This is a genomic window from Novosphingobium percolationis (assembly GCF_020179425.1).
Lineage (GTDB): Bacteria > Pseudomonadota > Alphaproteobacteria > Sphingomonadales > Sphingomonadaceae > Novosphingobium > Novosphingobium percolationis.
This window is the reverse complement of sequence record NZ_JAILYM010000010.1, coordinates 14,452-33,406: the sequence shown is the minus strand read 5'-3', so window position 1 is coordinate 33,406 and position 18,955 is coordinate 14,452. Positions and strand designations below refer to the sequence as shown.

Sequence of the window (18,955 nt, the reverse complement as noted above, 5' to 3'; positions counted from 1 at the left end):
ACGCTCCTTCTAGCAATTATAGGCTCGTAGAGGCCAGCGAATGTTGTGCCGGACCTTCATTCGATGCTTTCCGACGTAGTTCTGCGCGCGCCTGGCCGAGGATTTGCAGGCCGCCCCAGATACCCAGCGCCGCCATGATCAGGGCGACCGCGAGATCCGGCCAGGCCGCACCCGTGCCGACCACGCCCGCGGCCGCGAGCAGGACGGCGAGATTGCCGATCGCGTCGTTTCGCGAGCAGATCCAGACCGAGCGCATGTTCGCGTCGCCGGCACGGTAGCGATAGAGCATGAGCGCGACGCTTCCGTTGGCGATGAGCGCGATCACCCCGACGATGCCCATCGTCTCGGCCTGCGGTACGCCCCGGCCCAATGCGGCAAGGACCGTCGTGACGAGCACATAAAGACCGAAGGCGAGGATCGTGCCCCCCTTGAGCAGCGCGGCGCGCGACCGCCAGCCCAGCGCCATGCCCGCGACGCAAAGGCTGATCGCATAATTGGCGGAATCGCCCAGAAAATCCAGCGCGTCCGCTTGCAGGGAGCGCGATCCGGAGGCGATACCCGCGACGATCTCGCCGACGAACATCGCCAGATTGATCGCGAGCGCGATCCAGAGCATGCGGCGCCAGCGCGGATCGTTGGATGGGTCCGGCTTCGCGGACGCGCAACTGTTGCAGGCCATTTCATCACCTCGAACGACTCGATGTCATGGGCTATATGCAGCCTGTAGCAACTATAGGGTCAAGCGGGATTTCTGATGCAGATTGGTGAACTGGCACGAACGACCTCTACCAAGGTCGAGACAATTCGTTTCTACGAGAAGATCGGATTGCTTCCCGAACCCGGGCGCACCGCAGGCAACTACCGCGACTATGGAGCCGCCCATCTTGCGCGGCTCTCCTTTATCCGCCGGGCGCGCGACCTCGGCTTCACGCTCGATCAGGTGCGCGAGCTTCTTGCGCTTTCCGATGATCGGAGCCGTTCATGCACCGCCGTCGACAGCGTCGCGCGGGCACATCTCGCGCAGATCGACCAGAAGATCGCCGACCTTCGCGCACTGCGCCGCGAGCTCGACGAACTGATCGGCCAGTGCAGCCAGGGTGCGATCTCCGACTGCCGGATCATCGAAGCATTGGGACCGCCAAGCAACGCAAGGCATTGACCCTCTAGCCGCTACAGGGTGCAGAACATACTCGCGACTCGCTGCGGAGGTGACGATGAGCGACTGCGGATGTGGGGCGGACACCAAGCGGGCGGGCACCGATCTGGCCTATCGGCGTGCGCTGTGGATCGTGATCATCCTCAACGTCGGGTTCGGGCTGCTGGAACTCGTCGGTGGTTTCGTCGCTGGTTCGCAGGCGCTGAAGGCGGATTCGCTGGATTTCATCGGGGATGGGTCGATCACGCTCGTCGGGCTGGTCGCGCTCGGCTGGGCCGCGGTCGCGCGCAGCCGCGTCGCGCTCGTGCAGGGCATTTTTCTCGCGAGCCTCGGGCTAGGCGTCATCGGGTTCGCAGCGTGGCGCGCATTCCATGCGATCCCGCCCGAAGCCGAACTGATGGGTGGGATCGGTATCGTGGCGCTCATCGTCAATGTATCGGCCGCCTTGATCCTCGCCCGATTCCGCGACCAGGGCGATGCGACATCGCGCGCCATCTGGCTGTTCTCGCGCAACGACGCGCTCGCCAATATCGCCGTTATCGCCGCTGCCGCACTGGTCGGCTGGACGGGCCAGGCCTGGCCCGATCTCGTCGTCGCCGGCGTGATCGCGCTGCTGTTCCTCCATTCCGCCTATGACATCATCCGCGACGCGCGACGCGAGTTGGCAGACCATGCGACGAGGGCACGGGCATGAGCGACCGCGCCTACACGCCGCCACTCGGGACCGGCGATACCGCAGATTACGATCGCGCAATCCGGCGCTGGACCCGCGAGATACGTTGGCGCAGGGCAATGATCGAGCTGCTCGCGCCGCGCCCCGGCGAGACCATCATCGACGTCGGGTGCGGCACCGGCAGCTTCGCGGTCATGGTCAAGACAGGCGCGCCTGGCGCGCGCGTCATCGGCATCGATCCCGACGAAGAAGCACTGGTGATCGCTCGCGCCAAGGGCGACGCCGCGGGCGCCGACATCCATTGGGAGCGCGGCTTTGCGCGGGATATCGGTTCCCGTTCGGCCGACGCCATGGTGTCGAGCCTGATGTTCCACCAGGTGCCGATGGCGGAAAAGCGGGCGGGCCTTGCGGCGATGCACGCGGCGCTTCGCCCCGGCGGCAGGCTCGTGATCGCCGATTATGGGCGGCAACGAGGATTGATGCGGCTGCTGTTCCGCCTGATCATCCAACGGCTGGACGGCGTGGCCGACACCCAGCCCAATGCCGACGGCGTTCTTCCAGAGCTCCTCCACGCGGCGGGGTTCGTCAAAATACGCGAAGCAGCGCGCATCCACACGGTGACGGGCACGATCGCGCTGATCGCGGCGGATCGGCCGGGCTGACGGAGTGCGGCCATGATGGACCTGAAAGCGAAGCAGAAGGAGATCAGGAAGCAATCCTTGCTGGCCTTTCTGCTGTGTGCCGCGATCTCGGTCGCATGCGTCCTTTTCCTGCCCAAGCTGATCACCTTCCCGTCGGAGACCAGCGCGCGGCTTGCCTTCGCGATCCAGACGAGCTTCGTCCATTTCGCCATCGTCCTGCTCGCCGTCCGCCTGGTCTCGAGCGGGCGCTACCGGTCCGCCGCCGACATCGACGGCGCGGCCAAGGCGCCGCCGAGCCCCGCGCTCGCTGTCAAGGCCGCGTTCCTGCAGAACACGCTGGAGCAGGCTTTTCTCGGCGTTGGCGCGCATCTGCTGCTCGCCTCGGTCACCGGTGGCCGCCGGCTGGGGCTGCTGGTCGCATCGCCCATATTGTTCGCGGTCGGCCGACGGAGTTTCTACCGTTGCTATCCAGGCGGTGCCGGGGCGCGGGCCTTCGGGATGGCGACGACCGCGCTCGCGTCGCTGGCCTGCTACCTGGTCGCCTTCGCGATGCTCCTCGGTCGCCTATTCGGCGGGTGATCCCGACGAGTGGGCCGTGGCCGCACTACGCCCGCTGTACCAGAAGCCGGCCACGAGCACGAGGATCGCCGCAGCCTGCGCAAGCACGGTCTCGGTCGTTGGAAACAGCCCCAGAAGCTCGATGCGCGGTACATTGGCCAGCGGCACTACGCCGAGGATGCCAGCCTCCTGCAACCCGGCAATGCCCTTGCCGGCGAGGACGACCGCAAGAATCGCGATCAGGATCGAACTCCACGAGAAGAATTGGGTGATCGGCAGCCGGGCGCTGAACCGGAGCATGATCCACGCGACCAACGCGAGCAGCCCGGTCGCCGCGCCGGCTCCGGCCAGCATCGCCACGCCATTTCCTTCCGCCCACAGCGCCGCATAGAAGAGGATCGTCTCGAACACCTCGCGGTAGACGACCACGAACGACAGCAGGAACAGGAACCAGCCCGACTGGCGCGACAGCGCGTCGGTCACCTTCGCCTTCACATAGCGTTGCCAGGCTTCCGCGTTGCTCTTGCCGTGCATCCAGATGCCGACGGTGAGCAGGATGATCGCTGCGAACAGTGAGCCAAAACCCTCGGTGAGTTCACGCGATGCGCCGCTCACGCTGATGAAGTAGGTGGCGGCAAACCAGGTGGCGACACCGGCCGCCAGCGCGGCGATCCAGCCGCCATGGACGAAACCCAGCACTTCGGGGCGCTCGGTCTTCTTGAGGAACGCGATCATCGCGACGACGATCAGCAGCGCCTCGAGTCCTTCGCGCAGCAGCACGCCGAACGCGCCAAGAAAGCTCGACGCACTGCTCGCCCGCTCAGGCGCCAGGGCGGCTTCAGCCTCGGTGAACAGGCTGGCCAGCGCGCGGTTCGCCGCTTCGACTTCGCTCGCCGGACGCCTCTGTCCGATCGCCGCGCGAAGCTTCGCCATCGCTCCCTCAATCCGCGCCATCAGGGCCGCATCGCGCGCGGCAAGCACCGGCTCGACCGGCTCGAAGCCATCAAGATAGGCGGAAAGCGCGAGATCTGCTGCGGCCTTGCGGTCGCCGGCGCGATAGGCTGCCATGCTTTGGTCCAGCCGTTCGCGCGTCAATGCGAGCGAGCCATCGACGCGCATGGTCACGGCGTCGGGGTGGCGGCGCAGATAGGCGGTAAGCGCGGCCGCTTTGTCCGGGCCGATATCGGCCGCCAGTGCGGCCGGGGTGACGCCGACCAGCGCCGCCAAATTGGGATATTTGGCGCGGAGCGCGGCATCGCCGCGCCACAACCGCTCGCCGTCGCGCGCGGCGGCCTCGGGATAGGCGAATTGGCCGACATGGAAGGCCAGTGCCCAGCGATCGGCGTCGGGCAGTGCTTCGAAGCTCTGCATCGCGGTGCCGTCCAGACCTTGGCTGATGACTTGATAGAGGCCGAAAAGGCTGCGCTGATCGGCGCGGGCCTTGTCGGTGAACGCGATCGGCGGAGGATCGAGCTTGGCGGCGTTAGGCCCGTGGCCGTTACCGCTGACGCCATGGCAGGCGGCACAATTCTGCGCGTAGAGTGCAGCGGCGCGCGTCAAATTCGGTGGCGAACTCGGCGCGAGCGGTACTGGATATGCCGCAAGCAGCGCAGCGGCGAGCGCTCGTGATTGCTCCGCCACCGTCGCCGGCGGCGCCTTGGCGGCGATCGCATTGCGCAACGTCCCCGACCGGCGAAGCAGATCCGCCTTGGCCGAAGTTGGAGCCAGTGCCCGGATCCTGGCTTCAACCTGCCCGGCAAATTCGGTCATCTCGGCATATTCGGCAGTGCTGGTCACCCTGCCGTCTGAAACCGCCCCTGAATAGTCGACCGCGACATAGTCGAGCAGGCGCCAGGTCGTTTGCACTTCGGCATCGCTGGCCGACGCGCTTGCGGGCAGCGACAGCGTGAGCGCCGCGAGGATCAGGATGAGCCATCGCATCGAGAACGGCCGATGAACGGCAACAGCAGTGGAGGCAGCAAGGTGGCCGGAGCGCATCGACGAGTCTCTTGTTAAGAATCGTTCGCGGTTTGCACCCTCTAGCAGCTAGAGGGTCAAGCCGAATTTCCGACAACCGGCGATCAGAGGCCGCCGACCGCAGGATGAGCACAGAGGATCTGTGCCGACTGCGGCCGATGGATGTTTCGCGACAGCGGAAAATGACTCGTGGGCTATTGCTTGCTGACGGCCGTCACCTCGCCGGTATTCCCCGTCAGCGTCAGATCGAAATCGATCTTGTCTCCGACCTTGACCTTATCCGTGATCGCAGGCGCGGCCTTGAATGCCATCGTCATAGCCGGCCATTTGGCTTGCGGGATCGGGCCATGGTCGAGCGTGATCGTGCCTGCGGCCTTGTCGATCGCGGTGACCGTACCACGGCCCTTGGCCATGATCGGCGCAACCGCCGTCGGCGCCATCGCCATGTTGCCCATGTCGCCGTTCATGGCTTCGGTGGCAGGCGCTGCCTGGTTGGTTTCGGCTGCAACGGGCGTCTCCGCTTTCTTGCCGCACGCGGCGGTCAAGGCGGCGATGCCGAGGGCGATGGTCAGTCGTGTATAGTTCATGGTTTTCTCCTTCATGAAATAAGAGGTTGAGGTGTGGGCTTGCTCTTCGGCCGCCGTAGCAAAAGATAGGCGGCGGGAAGGACGAACATCGACAACAGCGGCGCGGTCAGCATGCCGCCGATCATCGGCGCGGCGATCCGGCTCATGACCTCGGACCCGGCGCCCGATCCGAGCAAGATCGGCAGGAGGCCGGCGAGGATCACGGCGACCGTCATCGCCTTGGGCCGCACGCGGAGCAGCGCGCCCTCGCGCACCGCCGTTTCGACCTGCCCGGCATCAGGATCAGTGCCCCGCTCCTCCAGCGCGTTCTTGAGATAGATCAGCATCACGACGCCGAACTCGGCGGAGACACCGGCCAGCGCGATGAACCCGACCCCAGTCGCGACCGACTGGTTGAAGCCGAGCAAATAGAGGATCCAGATGCCACCGGTGAGCGCGAACGGCAGTGTGCCCATGATCAGCGCCGCTTCGTCGAAGCGCCGGAAGATCATGTAGAGCAGGACGAAGATGATCAGCAGCGTCGCGGGTACGACCAGCTTGAGTTTCTCGACCGCGCGCTGGAGATATTCGAACTGGCCGGAATAGGCGATGCTGACGCCCGGCGAGAGCTTTACCTGTTTCGCCACCGCGCGTTGCAGGTCGCCCACGACCGAGGCGAGGTCGCGTCCGCGCACATCGACATAGACCCAGGTCGAGGGCCGCGCATTCTCGGTCTTGAGCATGGGCGGCCCCTCGGCGATCGATATGTTCGCGACCGTGCCGAGCGTGATCTGCTGCCCCGATGGCGTCAGGACCGGCAGCGTGCGAAGACCCTCCAGGCTGTCGCGCACCTCGCGCGGATAGCGCACGCTGATCGGATAACGGGCGAGCCCTTCGACCGTTTCGCCGATCGTCTCGCCGCCGATCGCACCCGAGACGATCGCCTGCACATCGGTGATGTTGAGCCCGAACCGAGCGGCGGCAGCGCGATCGATGTCGACATCGACATAGCGTCCACCGGTCAGCCGCTCGGCGAGCGCGGAAGAGACGCCGGGCACGGTCTTGGCCACCGTCTCGACATCATGCGCGATGCGGTCGAGCTGGGCGAGATCGGACCCCGACACCTTGACCCCGATCGGGCTCTTGATGCCGGTCGCCAGCATATCGATGCGGTTGCGGATCGGCGGCACCCAGACATTGGCGAGGCCGGGGAGCTTCACCGTGCGGTCCAGTTCTTCAACGAGCTTGTCGGGCGTCATCCCCGGCCGCCATTGATCGCGGGGTTTGAACTGAATGGTGGTCTCGAACATCTCCAGCGGTGCCGGATCGGTGGCGGTCTCTGCACGGCCGGCCTTGCCGAACACGCTTTCGACCTCGGGCACGGTCTTGATCAGCCGGTCGGTTTGCTGGAGCAACTGCGAGGCTTTCGCCGCCGACAACCCGGGCAGTGCCGAGGGCATGTAGAGCAGGTCGCCTTCGTCCATATTCGGCATGAACTCACCACCGAGGCGTGTGAGCGGCCAGGCCGTGGTCGCGAACACCAGAGCCGCGATAAGCAGTACCGTCTTGGGTCGCTGCATCGTCCAGTCGATCGCTGGCCGGTAGAGGTTGGTGAGCCAGCGGTTGACCGGGTTGGACTGCTCGGGCGGGATCTTCCCGCGGATCAGCAAACCCATCAGCACCGGCACCAGGGTCACCGACAGGATCGCGGCCGACGCCATCGCATAGGTCTTGGTGAAGGCGAGCGGCGCGAACAGCCGCCCTTCCTGTCCTTCGAGCGTGAACACCGGAATGAAGGAGAGCGTGATGATCAGCAGGCTGAAGAACAGGGCGGGGCCGACCTCGGCGGCGGCTTCGGTGATGACAATCCAGCGCATCTCGCCCTCGAGATGCTTGTCCGGGTGATCCTGCTCCCAGCGCTCGATCTTCTTGTGGGCATTCTCGATCATCACGACCGCCGCATCGACCATCGCGCCGATCGCGATGGCGATCCCGCCGAGCGACATGATGTTGGCGTTCACCCCCTGGAACCGCATCACGACGAACGCCGCCAGCACACCGAGCGGCAAGGTCAGGATCGCGACCAGCGCCGAGCGGAAATGCCAGAGGAACAGGCCGCAGACCAATGCTACGACGATGAACTCCTCGACGAGCTTGTGGGTGAGATTCTCGACTGCGCGATCAATGAGCTGCGAACGATCATAGACCGTCACCACCTCGACGCCAGGTGGCAGGCTCTTCTTGAGATCGGTGAGCTTGTCCTTGACCGCGGCGATCGTTTCTCGCGCATTCTTGCCCGAACGCAGGATCACCACGCCACCGGCGACCTCGCCTTCGCCGTTCAGCTCGGCGATGCCGCGCCGCATCTCGGGGCCGATCTGGATCGTGGCGACATCGCCGAGCCGGACCGGCACGCCACCGGCCGCGGTCCTGAGCGGGATCGCCCGGAAGTCGTCGAGCGTCTTCAGATAGCCCGAGGCGCGAACCATATACTCAGCCTCGGCCATCTCCAGTACCGAGCCGCCCGCTTCCTGATTGGCTTGGCTGATCGCCTGGACCGCTTGCTGATGGGTGATCCCGTATGCGGCCAGCTTCACCGGATCGAGCAGCACCTGATATTGCTTGACCATGCCGCCGATGCTGGCGACCTCGGCGACGCCGGTCACCGTCTTCAGCTCGTAGCGCAGGAACCAGTCCTGAAAGCCGCGGAGCTGCGAGAGGTCGTGCCGGCCGGTCTTGTCGACCAGCACATATTCATAGACCCAGCCGACCCCGGTGGCGTCTGGTCCGAGCGCGCTGCGGGCGCTTGCGGGCAGCCGCCCCTGCACCTGGTTGAGATATTCGAGCACGCGGCTGCGCGCCCAGTAGAGATCGGTGCCGTCCTCGAAGATCACATAGACGAAGCTGTCGCCGAAGAAGGAATAGCCGCGCACTGTCTTGGCGCCCGGCACCGACAACATGGTGGTGGTGAGCGGATAGGTGACCTGGTTCTCGACGATCTGCGGCGCTTGGCCGGGGTAGCTGGTGCGGATGATGACCTGCGTATCGGAGAGATCGGGGAGCGCGTCGATCGCGGTCGATCGCACCGCCCAGACGCCCACGCCAATGAGCGCCAGTACGCCGATCAGGACGAAGAAGCGGTTCCTGACCGACCAGCGGATGAGATGGGCGATCACTGGCCAGCCACCTTGGCCATGCGGCGCACCGTCGGTCCGGCCGGAGGTTGATCGAACCCGAAACGGACCCGATCTCCAGTCTTGAGGCCGCGCGCGATCTTCGAATCGGGAAGCTGGAAGGTCATTGTCATCGCCGGCCAGCCGATCGCCGGCACCGGCTCGTGACTCAGTGTTATCGTATTGGCGGTTATCTGCTCGATCTTGCCGACCGTCTCGTAGAGCGCCGCGGTAGCCGCGGGTCTGGTTATCGTTGCCGAACTCGTCCCGCCGATCGGGCGTGCCTGCAGGCCCGACAGGCTCGCCTCGGAATCGATCAGGAATTGGCCCGAAGCGACGATCTTCTCGCCTTCGCTGAGGCCTGCGAGGATCTCGGTATCTTCACCGGATTCGCGGCCGGTTTGCACCTCGGCCGGCCGGTAACGCCCCTTGTCGAGCGCGAGCATCACCAATGTCCGCTTACCGGTACGGATCAGCGCTTCGGACGGCACCAGCAGCGCCGGTTGCGTGGCTCCGCCGAACGACACGGTCGCGAACATGCCGGGACGCAGGCGCCCGCCACGATTGGGCAGTTCGATCCGGACAGTGAGCGTTCGACTGTCAGCCTGGGTCTCGGGCAGGATCGCCGCAACACGGCCTGACAGGGTTTCGCCGGGGAACGCCGCGAGCGTAGCCTGCACGGTCTGTCCGGGTTTGAGCGGACCGGCGATCGCCTCGGGCACCGCGGCATTGAGCCAGACCGTGCCGAGGCCGTTGACCTCGGCGAGTGTCTGCCCTGCCGCCATTGTCATGCCGGCCCGCACATCCAGTGTCTTGATCACCCCCCCGGTCGGCGTGGAGATCGTGATGACATTGTGCGGCCGCCCCGTCCGCTCGACCGAAGCGATCGTGCCTGCCGGCATGCCGAGCAGCATGAGCCGTTGCCGTGCCGCCTGGGTCAGCGCCGCGTTGCCGGCGCGGCGGACCGCGAGAAACTCGGCCTGTGCACCGCCCCATTCCGGCACCAGCAGGTCGGCAAGCGGGGCACCGGCGCCGATGATGTCGCCAGGCGCGCGGGCATAGACCCGTTGGACAAATCCGCCTGCGCGTGTCTGGACGATGGCGACATCGCGCTGGTTGAAATCGATCGTGCCGGTGGCGGTGAGACTGCTCGCCAGCTCGCCGCGCCGCACGACAACTGTGCGGAGCCCCAGCGTCTGCGCCGTCGCCGGATCGATCCGCACGCCGGGTGCCTCGCTTCCGCCCTCGCCGGCATATTTGGGGACGAGCTGCATATCCATGAACGGCGATTTGCCTGGCTTGTCGAAGTGCTGCGACGGCACCATCGGGTCATACCAGTAGAGCGGTTTGCGGCCGGCATCGGCTGTTTGTCCGGGTGCGCCTTCATGTCCGCCGAGATGGGCGATGCCATAGCCTGCGCCACCGGCGACAAGGGCGAGCGCTGCGGCGGCAAGACCCAGTCGGGCGCGCGGTGATATCATGAGGCTCATCGCTCTTCGCTCCGGTAGGTGAGAGTCAGCCGGGCGCCATCGGCGGCAACCAAAGCTTCGCGGTCGAGGGTGGTCAGGGTCGCGTCCACCAACGCGGCGTAGGCGTCTGCGATATCCACGAGGCTGGCGCGCCCTGCCGCGTAACTGGCGGTTTCCAGTTTGACGCGCTGCTCGGCGAGCGGTTGCAACGTGCCCTGTGCCCGCATCCATTGCTCGTGATGCATGACATGGTCGGCAAGATCGGCTTCGAGGTCGGCACCGAGCGCCCGCCGGGCCGCCTCGCGCTGGGCCAGTATTCGCCCAGCATTAGCCTGGGCCTCGGCGATCTGGGCGTTCTGACGATTGCGGGTGAAGAAGGGCAGACTGACCGTCACGCCCGCCGAGACATAATCGCCGAAGCGGGGATCGCGGCGCTGGTAAGCCAGGTTGACACCGAAGTCGGAGCGCCGGCCGGCATCGGCCATTCGAACATCAGCATCCGCCTGGCCGGATTGGGCATCGATCATCCGGATGGTTGGTTGCCGATCCAGCCCCGCTCGAAGCGCAACTGCATCGACCGCAAAATCGGGGATCGGCCCCGCAATCTCAGGCGCCGGATCGCCCGTCCAGCGGGTCAATGTCGCACGCGCACGCGCGACGTTCGAGACCAGTTCGCTCCGGCGATCCTGTAGCGCCGCGACCGCCTGCTGTCCGGCAAGTGTCTGCGCCGGCCGGGCGTTGCCTGATGCGACCGCGCTGGTCGTGGTCCCTACCACGCGCTGGAGCCGTGACAGTAGGTCGTCGAGCGCGGCCAACCTGCGCTCGGCATAGGCCAGGTTGATCCAGGCGAGCGCGGTGCCGACCTCGACCGTGCGAGCCTCAACCGCCGTATCGGCCTCGGCCGCCTTGATGTCGCTATCGGCGCGCGCCTGTTGCGCATGGCGCTTGGCGAGATTGGGAATATCCTGGGATACCCCGACCCGCGCCATGGTGAAATCGTCCTGACTGGGCTCGAACGCGAGCGGTCCCGAGATCGGGAAGCTCTCGATGCCCACGCCGAGTGTCGGATCGGGCAGCGCGCCGGCCGCGCCGCGCGCGGAACGCGCGGCATCGGCGCCGAGCGCCTTGGCCTTGATCGACGGCGCTTCTTGTCGGGCGCGCTGGAGAGCGGCTTCGAAGGTGAGCGGACCGGCGAACGCAGCGGCGGGGATTGCCGCGAGCAGCGGCGCGCAAAGAAACAATCGCATGAAAAACTCCTGATCGGAGGGTCGGGCCAGCATCGCGCAATATGACAGGCATGTCAGTGGCGGCGGAATGGGGGGCATCCCGCCGCCACTGCTGGCCTAGCCGTCTATGCGACCTGAAGCGGCCAGAACCTGCGCTTAGCCGACCGAAGGGGCCGACGAAGGCGATGCCATGCTATGCATCTCCTTCATGCAGTCTGCGGCACTCATCTTCATCATGTCGCAGTCGCAGCTTGCCATCTTCGCGGTATCAGGCACCCAGACGCGCCGCTGAGCCGGTCCCGTGGCGCGCGGGCCATATTGCGGAACCGACTTCCACTCATAATGACCGGATTGTTGGCTGTGGTCGGGCTGGCCGGCGAATGCGGCGGCAGGCGCGGCAAGGGCTACGCCCAGCAGGGCATAGAAAACACAGTTTTTCATGACTGTAATCCTTTGGCAAATCATCGTGGCAGCCGCAGATCGACAGAATGTTTCGATGCGCGATCAGCGCAATGATCCTGTCAACCTGACGGCCGAATTCGATCAGCCAAGGAGAGTGGGCGGTTCCGGTTCGGGAGTAAGTTCACTGCCGTGCAGGACGGTGGTGGTCGTCCAGAAGGCCAAGGTCGCATTTACTGCGGGCGCCAAAAGCGCCGGTGTGTCATTGCGAACGGCCATGGGAACAGTGCAGCCCATCGCGGCGATGCAGGCCAGGGTCATGCCCTTGCAGGGTTTCTGCGCGGGCTGCTGTTGCTGCGCCATCATCTTCATGCAGTCTTCGCTCATCCCGGAAGCAACCTTCCCGGACATCGTCATCTGCGCAGGCACCGCGGGCGGAATGGACGCATAAGCGAACCCCTGGCCCAGCAGACCCATCACGGCTCCTAGAAGGAGAAAGAGGCGAAGCGCATGTTTCACTGCTGTTTCAATTTAGTCGCTTTTCATGACCAGGACAATTGTCAATTCACCCGCCGTGATGCGCAAAGACACGCTGGCCGGTGGATCCAAAGGCGATGACGTCGAACGCCTGTCCCCGTTGCCCCGGAACTTCCATGCCGGGCGAGCCCATCGGCATTCCCGCGACCGCAAGTCCGCGCACGCCGCGCGGCTTCTGGGCAAGGACGCGCTTCATATCGGCTATCGGGACATGACCCTCAAAAACTATCCCGTCCACAATCGCTGTATGACAGGATGACACATTCCCAGGAACGCCCTGGGTCCGCTGGAAGCTGGAGCGCTGGCGATCGTCAATGATAGTCACCTCGCGCCCGAATTGCTTACGCACCTGCGCCGCCCACTGCGCACAGCAGCCGCAGCCGGGATCGCGATGGACAACGATAGGCCCCGCCGCCGCGCTGGCGGCCGACGCCGACGCGAGGATCAACGACAATGCAAGTTTCAGTTTCATATCGTCCTTCGCTGCGACCTCGCCTCGTCACGGCCCGTATTGATATTACGCACGAGCGCGGACTACCCCTCATGAATATCAGCCGATAGCGGCATTGGCTTATTTCCGAGCCAGGATTGCCTTCATTTCATCGATCTCCCGGCGTTGGGATTCCTTGATCTGATCGCAAAGACGGACGATCTCCGGGTCGTTCAGCGACGCTTCGCGACACATGAGGATGGCGCCTGAATGGTGCGGAATCATGGATCGCAGAAAGGCCGCATCGCCGATCGTTGTCTGCGTCCGAATAAGGGCGAACGAACCGGCGAAAATGACGAGGGAACCGACCAGTAGTGCGACGTTGGCTGCCTTTGATGGAAACATATGCCACATTGCAACAATCATCAGCACCACCATCGGCGCGACCATCATCAGCGTCATGTAGAGCATGTTCAGATTGTTATAGAAGCTCCCCAGGCTGTCGATCATGACGAACATCACCAAGTACATGATGATGCCACTGATGATGGTTTGCACGGCAAGGCTGGCATAAGAATTTTTCATCATTGATCTTCTCCTTGAGGCCCCGCCTGTGTCGCATTATGTCGTTGTCCGTTGGCGTCGCTTTCTTCTGATCGGCCAACGCATATAGAGAAGCAACGCTCCGCCGATCCAAAGCGCCAGGCCCCCCAGCGCGAAACCGATCAACCAAGGCGTGTTGAAGTTTTCGTGTTGGGTCCAATCCATGATGTGGAGGCCCCAGAAGAAATCATAGAGCCGCCAGGTGCCGGTCCGTACTGCCGCGATGCGTCCCGTATCGGCGGCAATGAAGACCCTGGTAGCGTCAGGGTCTGCGAAGGCCACGCGCCACGCTGGCAGGGCGCCACGATATTCAGGCCCTTCCCTTTCGATCCATTCGACTTTCGCGCTCGGCGCACCGGTGCCGCGCCAGGCTTTGCGAGCAATGGCCTCGGCGCGAAGCGCATCGATCGGAGGAATCGCACCGCCGCTCGCGGCGTCGAATAGACGGGTGCCCGTTGCCGTCAGGACTTCCGCGACCGGCTTTCCTTCGAGCATTTTGAGTGTGACGGACTGTGGAGGCGTTCCGAGCGCCGTCAAATAGGCCGATGGATGGATGAGCCGTGCATTGGCAGGAAGCGCAAGAACAGTCTTGCGATCAACCAGATGATCGCCATGAACGCGATCTATTGGCAGCAAGCTCATGACTGCGCCGCTAGCGAACCATAGCAGCAATTGCACGCCGATGATGATCGCCAGCCATTTGTGGAGACGGCTGGCGAACAAGTGAATTCGCATACGCCGGCTCACTGCGGCACGCTCCCGGCCGCCGATGGACGATGCGTCGCAAATTTGCCTTTACTCAAAATCTGCGGCGCGAACCGATCTTGCCTGCTCAAACTCGTCCCCTGTTGCTTTCCATCCTACCCGTTGGCCGAAATGTTGACATTCGTCCGGGCCGGTCAGTTCAGTCATCGATCCCGAATTCGGATCAGAACCATATGCGCACGCCTGCAACGAGGCTCGTCGTGGTTGGATCTTGGCCATCGGCGCGCGTATAGTCCGCTGTCCGCCCCGTCTTGGCTTCGTAGGAAACCCCGACATACGGCGCGAACTGCCTTGTGATCTCATATCGCAGGCGTAGCCCCAATTCTGCATCGACGAGGCCGGAACCTATCCGGTTTTCAGGGACGTCCTGCGCGGCAAGATTGAATTCGACACGAGGTTGGAGAACGAGCCGTTGGGTCAGTCGCTGGTCGTAATAGCCCTCGAGGCGGCCGAGGACATCGCCCTTGTTCGACAGGAAAGCGGCACCCTCCACCTCAAACCAGTAAGGGGCGAGCCCCTCGAAGCCGATGGTGGCATAGGTCCGTGTCGGCGATGGCTGAAAATCATGGCGAATACCCGCCTGCAAATTGAAATAGGGACCGATCGCTCGACTGTAGAGCGCCTGGACCTCGGCGCTTTCAATGCCCTGCCTGAAGACGCCCTCCCCTTCGGATTTGATTGTCAGGCGGTTGATGTCCCCTCCGAACCAGGCCTCTCCATCCCAGCGATAGGCGTCGCGGCCCTGCCGCACTTGCACTTCAGCAAGATTGAACATCACTTGATAGAAAGCTTGCCCGCCCTGCTCGTGCATCATCTTCATCCGAGACCGTTCCATCTCGGCGGGCGGGAACTGCCTGTCAGCATAGTGCTCGATTGGCGGCTTTGGCGCCGGGGCATTTCCGGCCGGAAGGGCGGTTCCGGTCATTTCCATGTCCTGCATCTTGCCCATGTCGTGGCCGGCATGGTCTGACGGCATGTCCATACCCGGCATGGAGCTGTGATCCATTGCCGGCATGCCCTTGTCCTCCACCGGAGCGGCTTGGGGCATCGCCATGCCAGGCATGGTCGAATGATCCATGCCCTCCATATTGTGGCTGGCCGCCGGCTTTGCGGGGGCCACTCTCCTCGGCGCTGCCTTCTTAGGGACCGGCTTCTTTGACGTCGGCTTTTTGGCGGGCTTGGCGGGCGCGGTTTTTTTCACAGGCATCGCCATGCCGGGCATGTTGGAATGGTCCATGCCCTGCATCGACTGAGCTTGGCCGATCGCCGGCATGGCGAGGAGCATCGCCGAGCCGGCAAATAGTGCCGTCAAAGTGCGTTTCATGCCGCATCTCCTTTCGGACGGACACTCACGACGCGCATCATCCCGGCGTGCATATGGTAGAGAAGGTGACAGTGGAACGCCCAGTCGCCGACCGCATCCGCGGTAAAATCCCAAGTGACCTTGCCACCGGGTTGGACGATGACCGTGTGCTTTCGCGGGGCATGATCCCCATGACCAGTAACCAATTCAAAAAAGTGGCCATGAATGTGGATCGGGTGGCCCATCATGCTGTCATTGATCAGATTGATCCGAACCCTCTCGCCTTCGATGAACGGGATGGGCTCGTGGACCTCCGACATCTTCTCGCCGTCGAACGACCACATGAAGCGCTCCATGTTGCCGGTGAGATGAATATCCAGGCTGCGGTCTGGTGCTCGCACGTCCGGGTTGCGATCCAGTGCCATGAGATCCTTGTAGACGAGGACCTTATGGCCGACATCCTCGAGGCCCTGGCCGGGTTCCCCGGTACGATCCATCGGCATGGGCGAGATCGTCTGTACGCCAGGCGACCTCTTGACCTGCGGCGCTTTGGAGAAGTCGCGCATATTCATCGGACCCATCTCCATGGAGCCCATATCCATGCCCGGCTGCCCGCTCGTCGCGCCATGGTCCATGCCGCTCATCGCGCTGCCGCCGGCGGCCATGCCTGCCATGTTGGAATGGTCCATCCCGGCCATGGCGCCATGATCCATACCGCTCATTGCATCAGGCGCCGAACCCTTGGCCATCGCGCTGGCCCCCATGGTTGCCAGCCTCGCAGACGGATTCTTTTCCGCCGTCGGATCGACATCCCGCCTCGGAGACATCCCGCCCCCCGACATATCCATGCCTTCCATGCCTGGCATCGAGGACATGTCCATGCCCATGTCCTTCATCGTGGCGAGCGGTCGCTCGCGCAGCGGCGGCACTTCGGCAGTCATTCCAGCACGCGGTGCAAGCGTGGCGCGCGCCATGCCCGAGCGGTCAATGGCTTCGCCGACCAGCGTATAGGCTCGATCCTCGGGCGGGGTGACAATCACGTCGTAGGTTTCCGCCACGCCGATCTGGAATTCGTCGACCTTGACCGGTCGGACATTCTGGCCGTCAGCCTGCACCACCGTAAGCGGAAGTCCCGGTATCCGTACATTGAAGGTCGTCATGGCCGAGGCATTGATAAAGCGCAGCCGGATGTGCTCGCCCGGCGTGAACAACGCCGTCCAGTTGTCGCGCGGCCCATAGCCGTTGATGATGTAGGTGTAAGCCGGCCCGGTGGCGTCGGAGATATCGGTCGGGTCCATCCGCATCTTGCCCCAGTCGAGGCGATCCTTCAGCGTCTGGTCGCGCTTGGCAAGCAGGCCGGCGAGCGTCTGGCGCTGGAAGTTGAAATGGCCGGGGTCCACTTTCATCCGCCGGAAGATCGCTTCTGGGGAAATCTCGCTGTGGTCGGCCAGCACGATGACATGCTCGCGGTCATATTGGACCGGATCGACACCGGCAGGGTCGATCACGATCGGGCCATAGTGGCCAAGCTGCTCCTGAAGACCCGAATGGCTGTGATACCAATAGGTGCCGTTCTGAATGACGGGGAACTCATATACGAACGTCGATTTGGGCCGAATGCCCGGGAAGGAGACACCCGGCACGCCATCAAATTGCGGCGGGACAAGCACGCCGTGCCAATGGATTGAGCTGTCCTCGTCAAGATCGTTGGTTACATGAAGACGAACGCTCTGCCCCTCGCGTAACCGGATGAGGGGCGCCGGGACGGTTCCGTTGATGCCAATGGCCCGCATTTTCCGGCCATCGATCACCATCGCCTGCTCGGCGATTTTCAGAGCTATGTCGTTGCCCGAAACCGTGGGGAGCGGTTTGACGATGCCTGCGGAGACTGGCTGAGCCCAGGCCGGCATCCAGGCAGAAATGGCCAGGCCGCCTCCGGCGAGCGTGGCGCCGCGGATCAAATCGCGGCGAGTCAATACCGGACTCATGGAATCTCCCTTGTTTCAATCGGCGGACCGGACTCGGGGCCTCCTTATCCGCGGCACTCTCTCAAGCCTTACGCACGACGAAGGCCGATCCCTCATCGTTCTGCCAAAATTTCCGCAAGTCGCGTCCGCGCCCGGTACAATCGAGTTTCGACAGCCTTGCCGCTGATCGAGAGAACCGTCGCGGTTTCCGCCTGTGTCATTCCCTCGACAGTCCGCAGCAAAAGCACTTCTCGTAGCGGTGCCGAGAGGCCGGCAAGCGCCAAGTTCAAGCGCTTCAGTTCCAGCTTCCCTGCCGCGTCATCATGCGCGGAAGGGCTATCGTCCGGAATGTTTTCCCAGTTCTGTTCGGGTGTCGCGCTGGCAAGGGTGAAAAACTGCCGCACTTTTTGCCGCCGTCGCCAATCGCGACATTTGTTTATCGCAATCCGCGAAAGCCAGGCGCGCAGCGGGCGATCCCCGTCATATTTCCGCAAATGACCAAAGGCCGACACGAAACAGTCCTGGGTAAGATCGAGCGCTTCTTCGGCATTGCCAACCAGCCCACGCACCAGCCGAAAAATCGGGGCTTGATGGCGGAGCATTATTTCGGCGAATGCCGCTTGCCGCCCGCCCAGGGTCAGCGCCGCCAGTTCACCGTCCGAACACGCCTTGAAATCGAGGCTCACCGCACATCGTCGGTGAGCGCATGGACCACCGCTTGGTCGAAGGTCCTGGCCTGATCCGGGCGAAGGACCTGCCGCATGGCGAAGATATGGCCGAGCGTTTCCTTTTGCAGTTCACCCATCGCCTGATGCGACTTATCGACGGCCGCGGTAACCTGCGGACCGTTACCATGCTCGGCTTCGATTGCGTCGGCGAGACGCGCATTATCGGCCTTCAGCTCAAGCTCTAGTGCCCGGCGGCGCACGGCAAAACGCTGTTCGAGGAGATCGATCTGACGCTTCTGATGATCATCCAGATCGAGCTTGCTGTGCAATACGTCATGCAGCTCGACACCGGCAGCCGCTGGCTGCGGGAAGAAATGGCGTCCCAGAAACACGCCGGCGATCGCCGCAAAGAAGGCGACAAGTGCGATCAACAGAAGCAGCCTGGGTTTCATCGCGGCCCTGCCAGCAACGTTGACGGCGCAAGGGGATTGGAGGGGCCAAAGGGCGATAGCGTAATGGAAGCTTCCGCGGGGGTGGTAAGGCTGTTGCTGGCAACACCGAGCAACACCGCGCCAAACGCCGCGACCATGCCCAGTCTCAACTGTTGGCCGGTAGAAACTTGCGGGCGTGCCGCGATGCGCCGCAATACAGCGCCCTCAAGGCCAGCAAGCCCGGGATGAACGGCGTCGGTGCGTAGACGGCTCAAGAGCTCATCAAGGTCTGTATTCATCACATATTTCCAATCGTTCCGTCTCGTCCTTCGAAGCTCGGCAATCATACCCTATCATTCGCCGCGCAGCGGCACCCTGCGAATTGGTGCCCCCCTGGGCCTTCGCGAGCTGAT

20 protein-coding genes are annotated in these 18,955 nt (G+C 63.7%); 4 read left to right on the top strand and 16 right to left on the bottom strand.

All coding sequences use genetic code 11. The features are described 5' to 3' along the window. Nucleotides 1–16: 16 nt before the first annotated feature. Complete coding sequence (locus K3A84_RS19205) at nt 17–679, bottom strand: cation transporter (RefSeq protein ID WP_225011142.1); 663 nt, start codon at nt 677–679, stop codon at nt 17–19. A 75-nt stretch (nt 680–754) separates the two neighbouring features. On the opposite strand from K3A84_RS19205, the gene K3A84_RS19200 reads away from it, so the two are divergent. From K3A84_RS19200 to K3A84_RS19185, 4 genes are read left to right on the top strand one after another with little or no spacing between them, the layout of a single operon-like run. Beyond that, complete coding sequence (locus K3A84_RS19200; RefSeq protein WP_225011141.1) at nt 755–1,159, top strand: MerR family transcriptional regulator; 405 nt, start codon at nt 755–757, stop codon at nt 1,157–1,159. A gap of 55 nt (nt 1,160–1,214) precedes the next feature. Then, nucleotides 1,215–1,850 (top strand): cation transporter, encoded by a 636-nt coding sequence (locus tag K3A84_RS19195; protein ID WP_225011140.1) that lies wholly within the window; start codon nt 1,215–1,217, stop codon nt 1,848–1,850. Continuing rightward, nucleotides 1,847–2,491 carry a class I SAM-dependent methyltransferase gene (locus tag K3A84_RS19190; RefSeq protein ID WP_225011139.1) on the top strand — a complete coding sequence of 215 codons (645 nt, stop codon included), beginning with the start codon at nt 1,847–1,849 and terminating at the stop codon, nt 2,489–2,491. The genes K3A84_RS19195 and K3A84_RS19190 overlap by 4 nt, the downstream gene beginning before the upstream one ends. A gap of 12 nt (nt 2,492–2,503) precedes the next feature. Continuing rightward, on the top strand, nt 2,504–3,049 hold the full coding sequence (locus tag K3A84_RS19185; protein ID WP_225011138.1) for an MAPEG family protein: 546 nt from the start codon (nt 2,504–2,506) through the stop codon (nt 3,047–3,049). On the opposite strand, the gene K3A84_RS19180 is transcribed toward K3A84_RS19185, so the two are convergent. The 15 genes from K3A84_RS19180 to K3A84_RS19110 form a co-directional block, all read right to left on the bottom strand. Beyond that, nucleotides 3,035–4,969: a cytochrome c/FTR1 family iron permease gene (locus tag K3A84_RS19180; protein WP_225011196.1), complete on the bottom strand. Its 1,935-nt coding sequence runs from the start codon at nt 4,967–4,969 to the stop codon at nt 3,035–3,037. The two genes, K3A84_RS19185 and K3A84_RS19180, sit on opposite strands and share 15 nt — an antisense overlap. Before the next feature lie 230 nt (nt 4,970–5,199). Next, complete coding sequence (locus tag K3A84_RS19175) at nt 5,200–5,592, bottom strand: copper-binding protein (protein ID WP_225011137.1); 393 nt, start codon at nt 5,590–5,592, stop codon at nt 5,200–5,202. An 11-nt stretch (nt 5,593–5,603) separates the two neighbouring features. Continuing rightward, on the bottom strand, nt 5,604–8,747 hold the full coding sequence (locus tag K3A84_RS19170) for an efflux RND transporter permease subunit (RefSeq protein ID WP_225011136.1): 3,144 nt from the start codon (nt 8,745–8,747) through the stop codon (nt 5,604–5,606). Further along, nucleotides 8,744–10,234, bottom strand: coding sequence for an efflux RND transporter periplasmic adaptor subunit (locus tag K3A84_RS19165; RefSeq protein ID WP_225011135.1), 1,491 nt, complete (start codon nt 10,232–10,234; stop codon nt 8,744–8,746). The genes K3A84_RS19170 and K3A84_RS19165 overlap by 4 nt, the downstream gene beginning before the upstream one ends. Beyond that, nucleotides 10,231–11,493, bottom strand: a complete 1,263-nt coding sequence (locus tag K3A84_RS19160) for a TolC family protein (protein WP_449867098.1) — start codon at nt 11,491–11,493, stop codon at nt 10,231–10,233. The genes K3A84_RS19165 and K3A84_RS19160 overlap by 4 nt, the downstream gene beginning before the upstream one ends. 102 nt (nt 11,494–11,595) lie before the next feature. Then, on the bottom strand, nt 11,596–11,880 hold the full coding sequence (locus K3A84_RS19155) for a hypothetical protein (protein ID WP_225011134.1): 285 nt from the start codon (nt 11,878–11,880) through the stop codon (nt 11,596–11,598). A 102-nt stretch (nt 11,881–11,982) separates the two neighbouring features. Beyond that, a complete protein-coding gene (locus K3A84_RS19150; RefSeq protein WP_225011133.1) occupies nt 11,983–12,315 on the bottom strand; it encodes a hypothetical protein in 333 nt (110 codons plus the stop codon). An 88-nt stretch (nt 12,316–12,403) separates the two neighbouring features. Continuing rightward, nucleotides 12,404–12,847, bottom strand: coding sequence for a DUF411 domain-containing protein (locus K3A84_RS19145; RefSeq protein ID WP_225011132.1), 444 nt, complete (start codon nt 12,845–12,847; stop codon nt 12,404–12,406). A 99-nt stretch (nt 12,848–12,946) separates the two neighbouring features. Beyond that, on the bottom strand, nt 12,947–13,393 hold the full coding sequence (locus K3A84_RS19140; RefSeq protein ID WP_225011131.1) for a DUF305 domain-containing protein: 447 nt from the start codon (nt 13,391–13,393) through the stop codon (nt 12,947–12,949). Between the two features lie 33 nt (nt 13,394–13,426). Continuing rightward, nucleotides 13,427–14,155, bottom strand: a complete 729-nt coding sequence (locus K3A84_RS19135; protein WP_225011130.1) for a PepSY domain-containing protein — start codon at nt 14,153–14,155, stop codon at nt 13,427–13,429. Between the two features lie 181 nt (nt 14,156–14,336). Continuing rightward, complete coding sequence (locus tag K3A84_RS19130; RefSeq protein ID WP_225011129.1) at nt 14,337–15,497, bottom strand: copper resistance protein B; 1,161 nt, start codon at nt 15,495–15,497, stop codon at nt 14,337–14,339. Then, nucleotides 15,494–17,464, bottom strand: a complete 1,971-nt coding sequence (locus K3A84_RS19125; RefSeq protein WP_225011128.1) for a copper resistance system multicopper oxidase — start codon at nt 17,462–17,464, stop codon at nt 15,494–15,496. Before K3A84_RS19125 ends, K3A84_RS19130 begins: the two co-directional genes overlap by 4 nt. A 92-nt stretch (nt 17,465–17,556) precedes the next feature. Further along, entirely contained in the window at nt 17,557–18,129 is a 573-nt protein-coding gene (locus tag K3A84_RS19120; protein ID WP_225011127.1) for an RNA polymerase sigma factor, read from the bottom strand. Next, nucleotides 18,126–18,563 carry a Spy/CpxP family protein refolding chaperone gene (locus tag K3A84_RS19115; RefSeq protein ID WP_225011126.1) on the bottom strand — a complete coding sequence of 146 codons (438 nt, stop codon included), beginning with the start codon at nt 18,561–18,563 and terminating at the stop codon, nt 18,126–18,128. The genes K3A84_RS19120 and K3A84_RS19115 overlap by 4 nt, the downstream gene beginning before the upstream one ends. Continuing rightward, nucleotides 18,560–18,841 (bottom strand): hypothetical protein, encoded by a 282-nt coding sequence (locus K3A84_RS19110; RefSeq protein WP_225011125.1) that lies wholly within the window; start codon nt 18,839–18,841, stop codon nt 18,560–18,562. Before K3A84_RS19110 ends, K3A84_RS19115 begins: the two co-directional genes overlap by 4 nt. Nucleotides 18,842–18,955: the final 114 nt, after the last annotated feature.

Excerpts from the sequence above, each read along its gene's own strand:
- K3A84_RS19175 (WP_225011137.1), bottom strand. The coding sequence starts at position 5,592 with ATGAACTATACACGACTGACCATCGCCCTCGGCATCGCCGCCTTGACC.
- K3A84_RS19195 (WP_225011140.1), top strand. The coding sequence starts at position 1,215 with ATGAGCGACTGCGGATGTGGGGCGGACACCAAGCGGGCGGGCACCGAT.
- K3A84_RS19115 (WP_225011126.1), bottom strand. The coding sequence starts at position 18,563 with ATGAAACCCAGGCTGCTTCTGTTGATCGCACTTGTCGCCTTCTTTGCG.
- K3A84_RS19200 (WP_225011141.1), top strand. The coding sequence starts at position 755 with ATGCAGATTGGTGAACTGGCACGAACGACCTCTACCAAGGTCGAGACA.
- K3A84_RS19185 (WP_225011138.1), top strand. The coding sequence starts at position 2,504 with ATGATGGACCTGAAAGCGAAGCAGAAGGAGATCAGGAAGCAATCCTTG.
- K3A84_RS19205 (WP_225011142.1), bottom strand. The coding sequence starts at position 679 with ATGGCCTGCAACAGTTGCGCGTCCGCGAAGCCGGACCCATCCAACGAT.
- K3A84_RS19180 (WP_225011196.1), bottom strand. The coding sequence starts at position 4,969 with ATGCGATGGCTCATCCTGATCCTCGCGGCGCTCACGCTGTCGCTGCCC.
- K3A84_RS19165 (WP_225011135.1), bottom strand. The coding sequence starts at position 10,234 with ATGAGCCTCATGATATCACCGCGCGCCCGACTGGGTCTTGCCGCCGCA.
- K3A84_RS19145 (WP_225011132.1), bottom strand. The coding sequence starts at position 12,847 with ATGAAACTGAAACTTGCATTGTCGTTGATCCTCGCGTCGGCGTCGGCC.
- K3A84_RS19190 (WP_225011139.1), top strand. The coding sequence starts at position 1,847 with ATGAGCGACCGCGCCTACACGCCGCCACTCGGGACCGGCGATACCGCA.
- K3A84_RS19130 (WP_225011129.1), bottom strand. The coding sequence starts at position 15,497 with ATGAAACGCACTTTGACGGCACTATTTGCCGGCTCGGCGATGCTCCTC.
- K3A84_RS19140 (WP_225011131.1), bottom strand. The coding sequence starts at position 13,393 with ATGATGAAAAATTCTTATGCCAGCCTTGCCGTGCAAACCATCATCAGT.
- K3A84_RS19155 (WP_225011134.1), bottom strand. The coding sequence starts at position 11,880 with ATGAAAAACTGTGTTTTCTATGCCCTGCTGGGCGTAGCCCTTGCCGCG.
- K3A84_RS19160 (WP_449867098.1), bottom strand. The coding sequence starts at position 11,493 with ATGCTGGCCCGACCCTCCGATCAGGAGTTTTTCATGCGATTGTTTCTT.
- K3A84_RS19150 (WP_225011133.1), bottom strand. The coding sequence starts at position 12,315 with ATGGGTCTGCTGGGCCAGGGGTTCGCTTATGCGTCCATTCCGCCCGCG.
- K3A84_RS19125 (WP_225011128.1), bottom strand. The coding sequence starts at position 17,464 with ATGAGTCCGGTATTGACTCGCCGCGATTTGATCCGCGGCGCCACGCTC.
- K3A84_RS19110 (WP_225011125.1), bottom strand. The coding sequence starts at position 18,841 with ATGAATACAGACCTTGATGAGCTCTTGAGCCGTCTACGCACCGACGCC.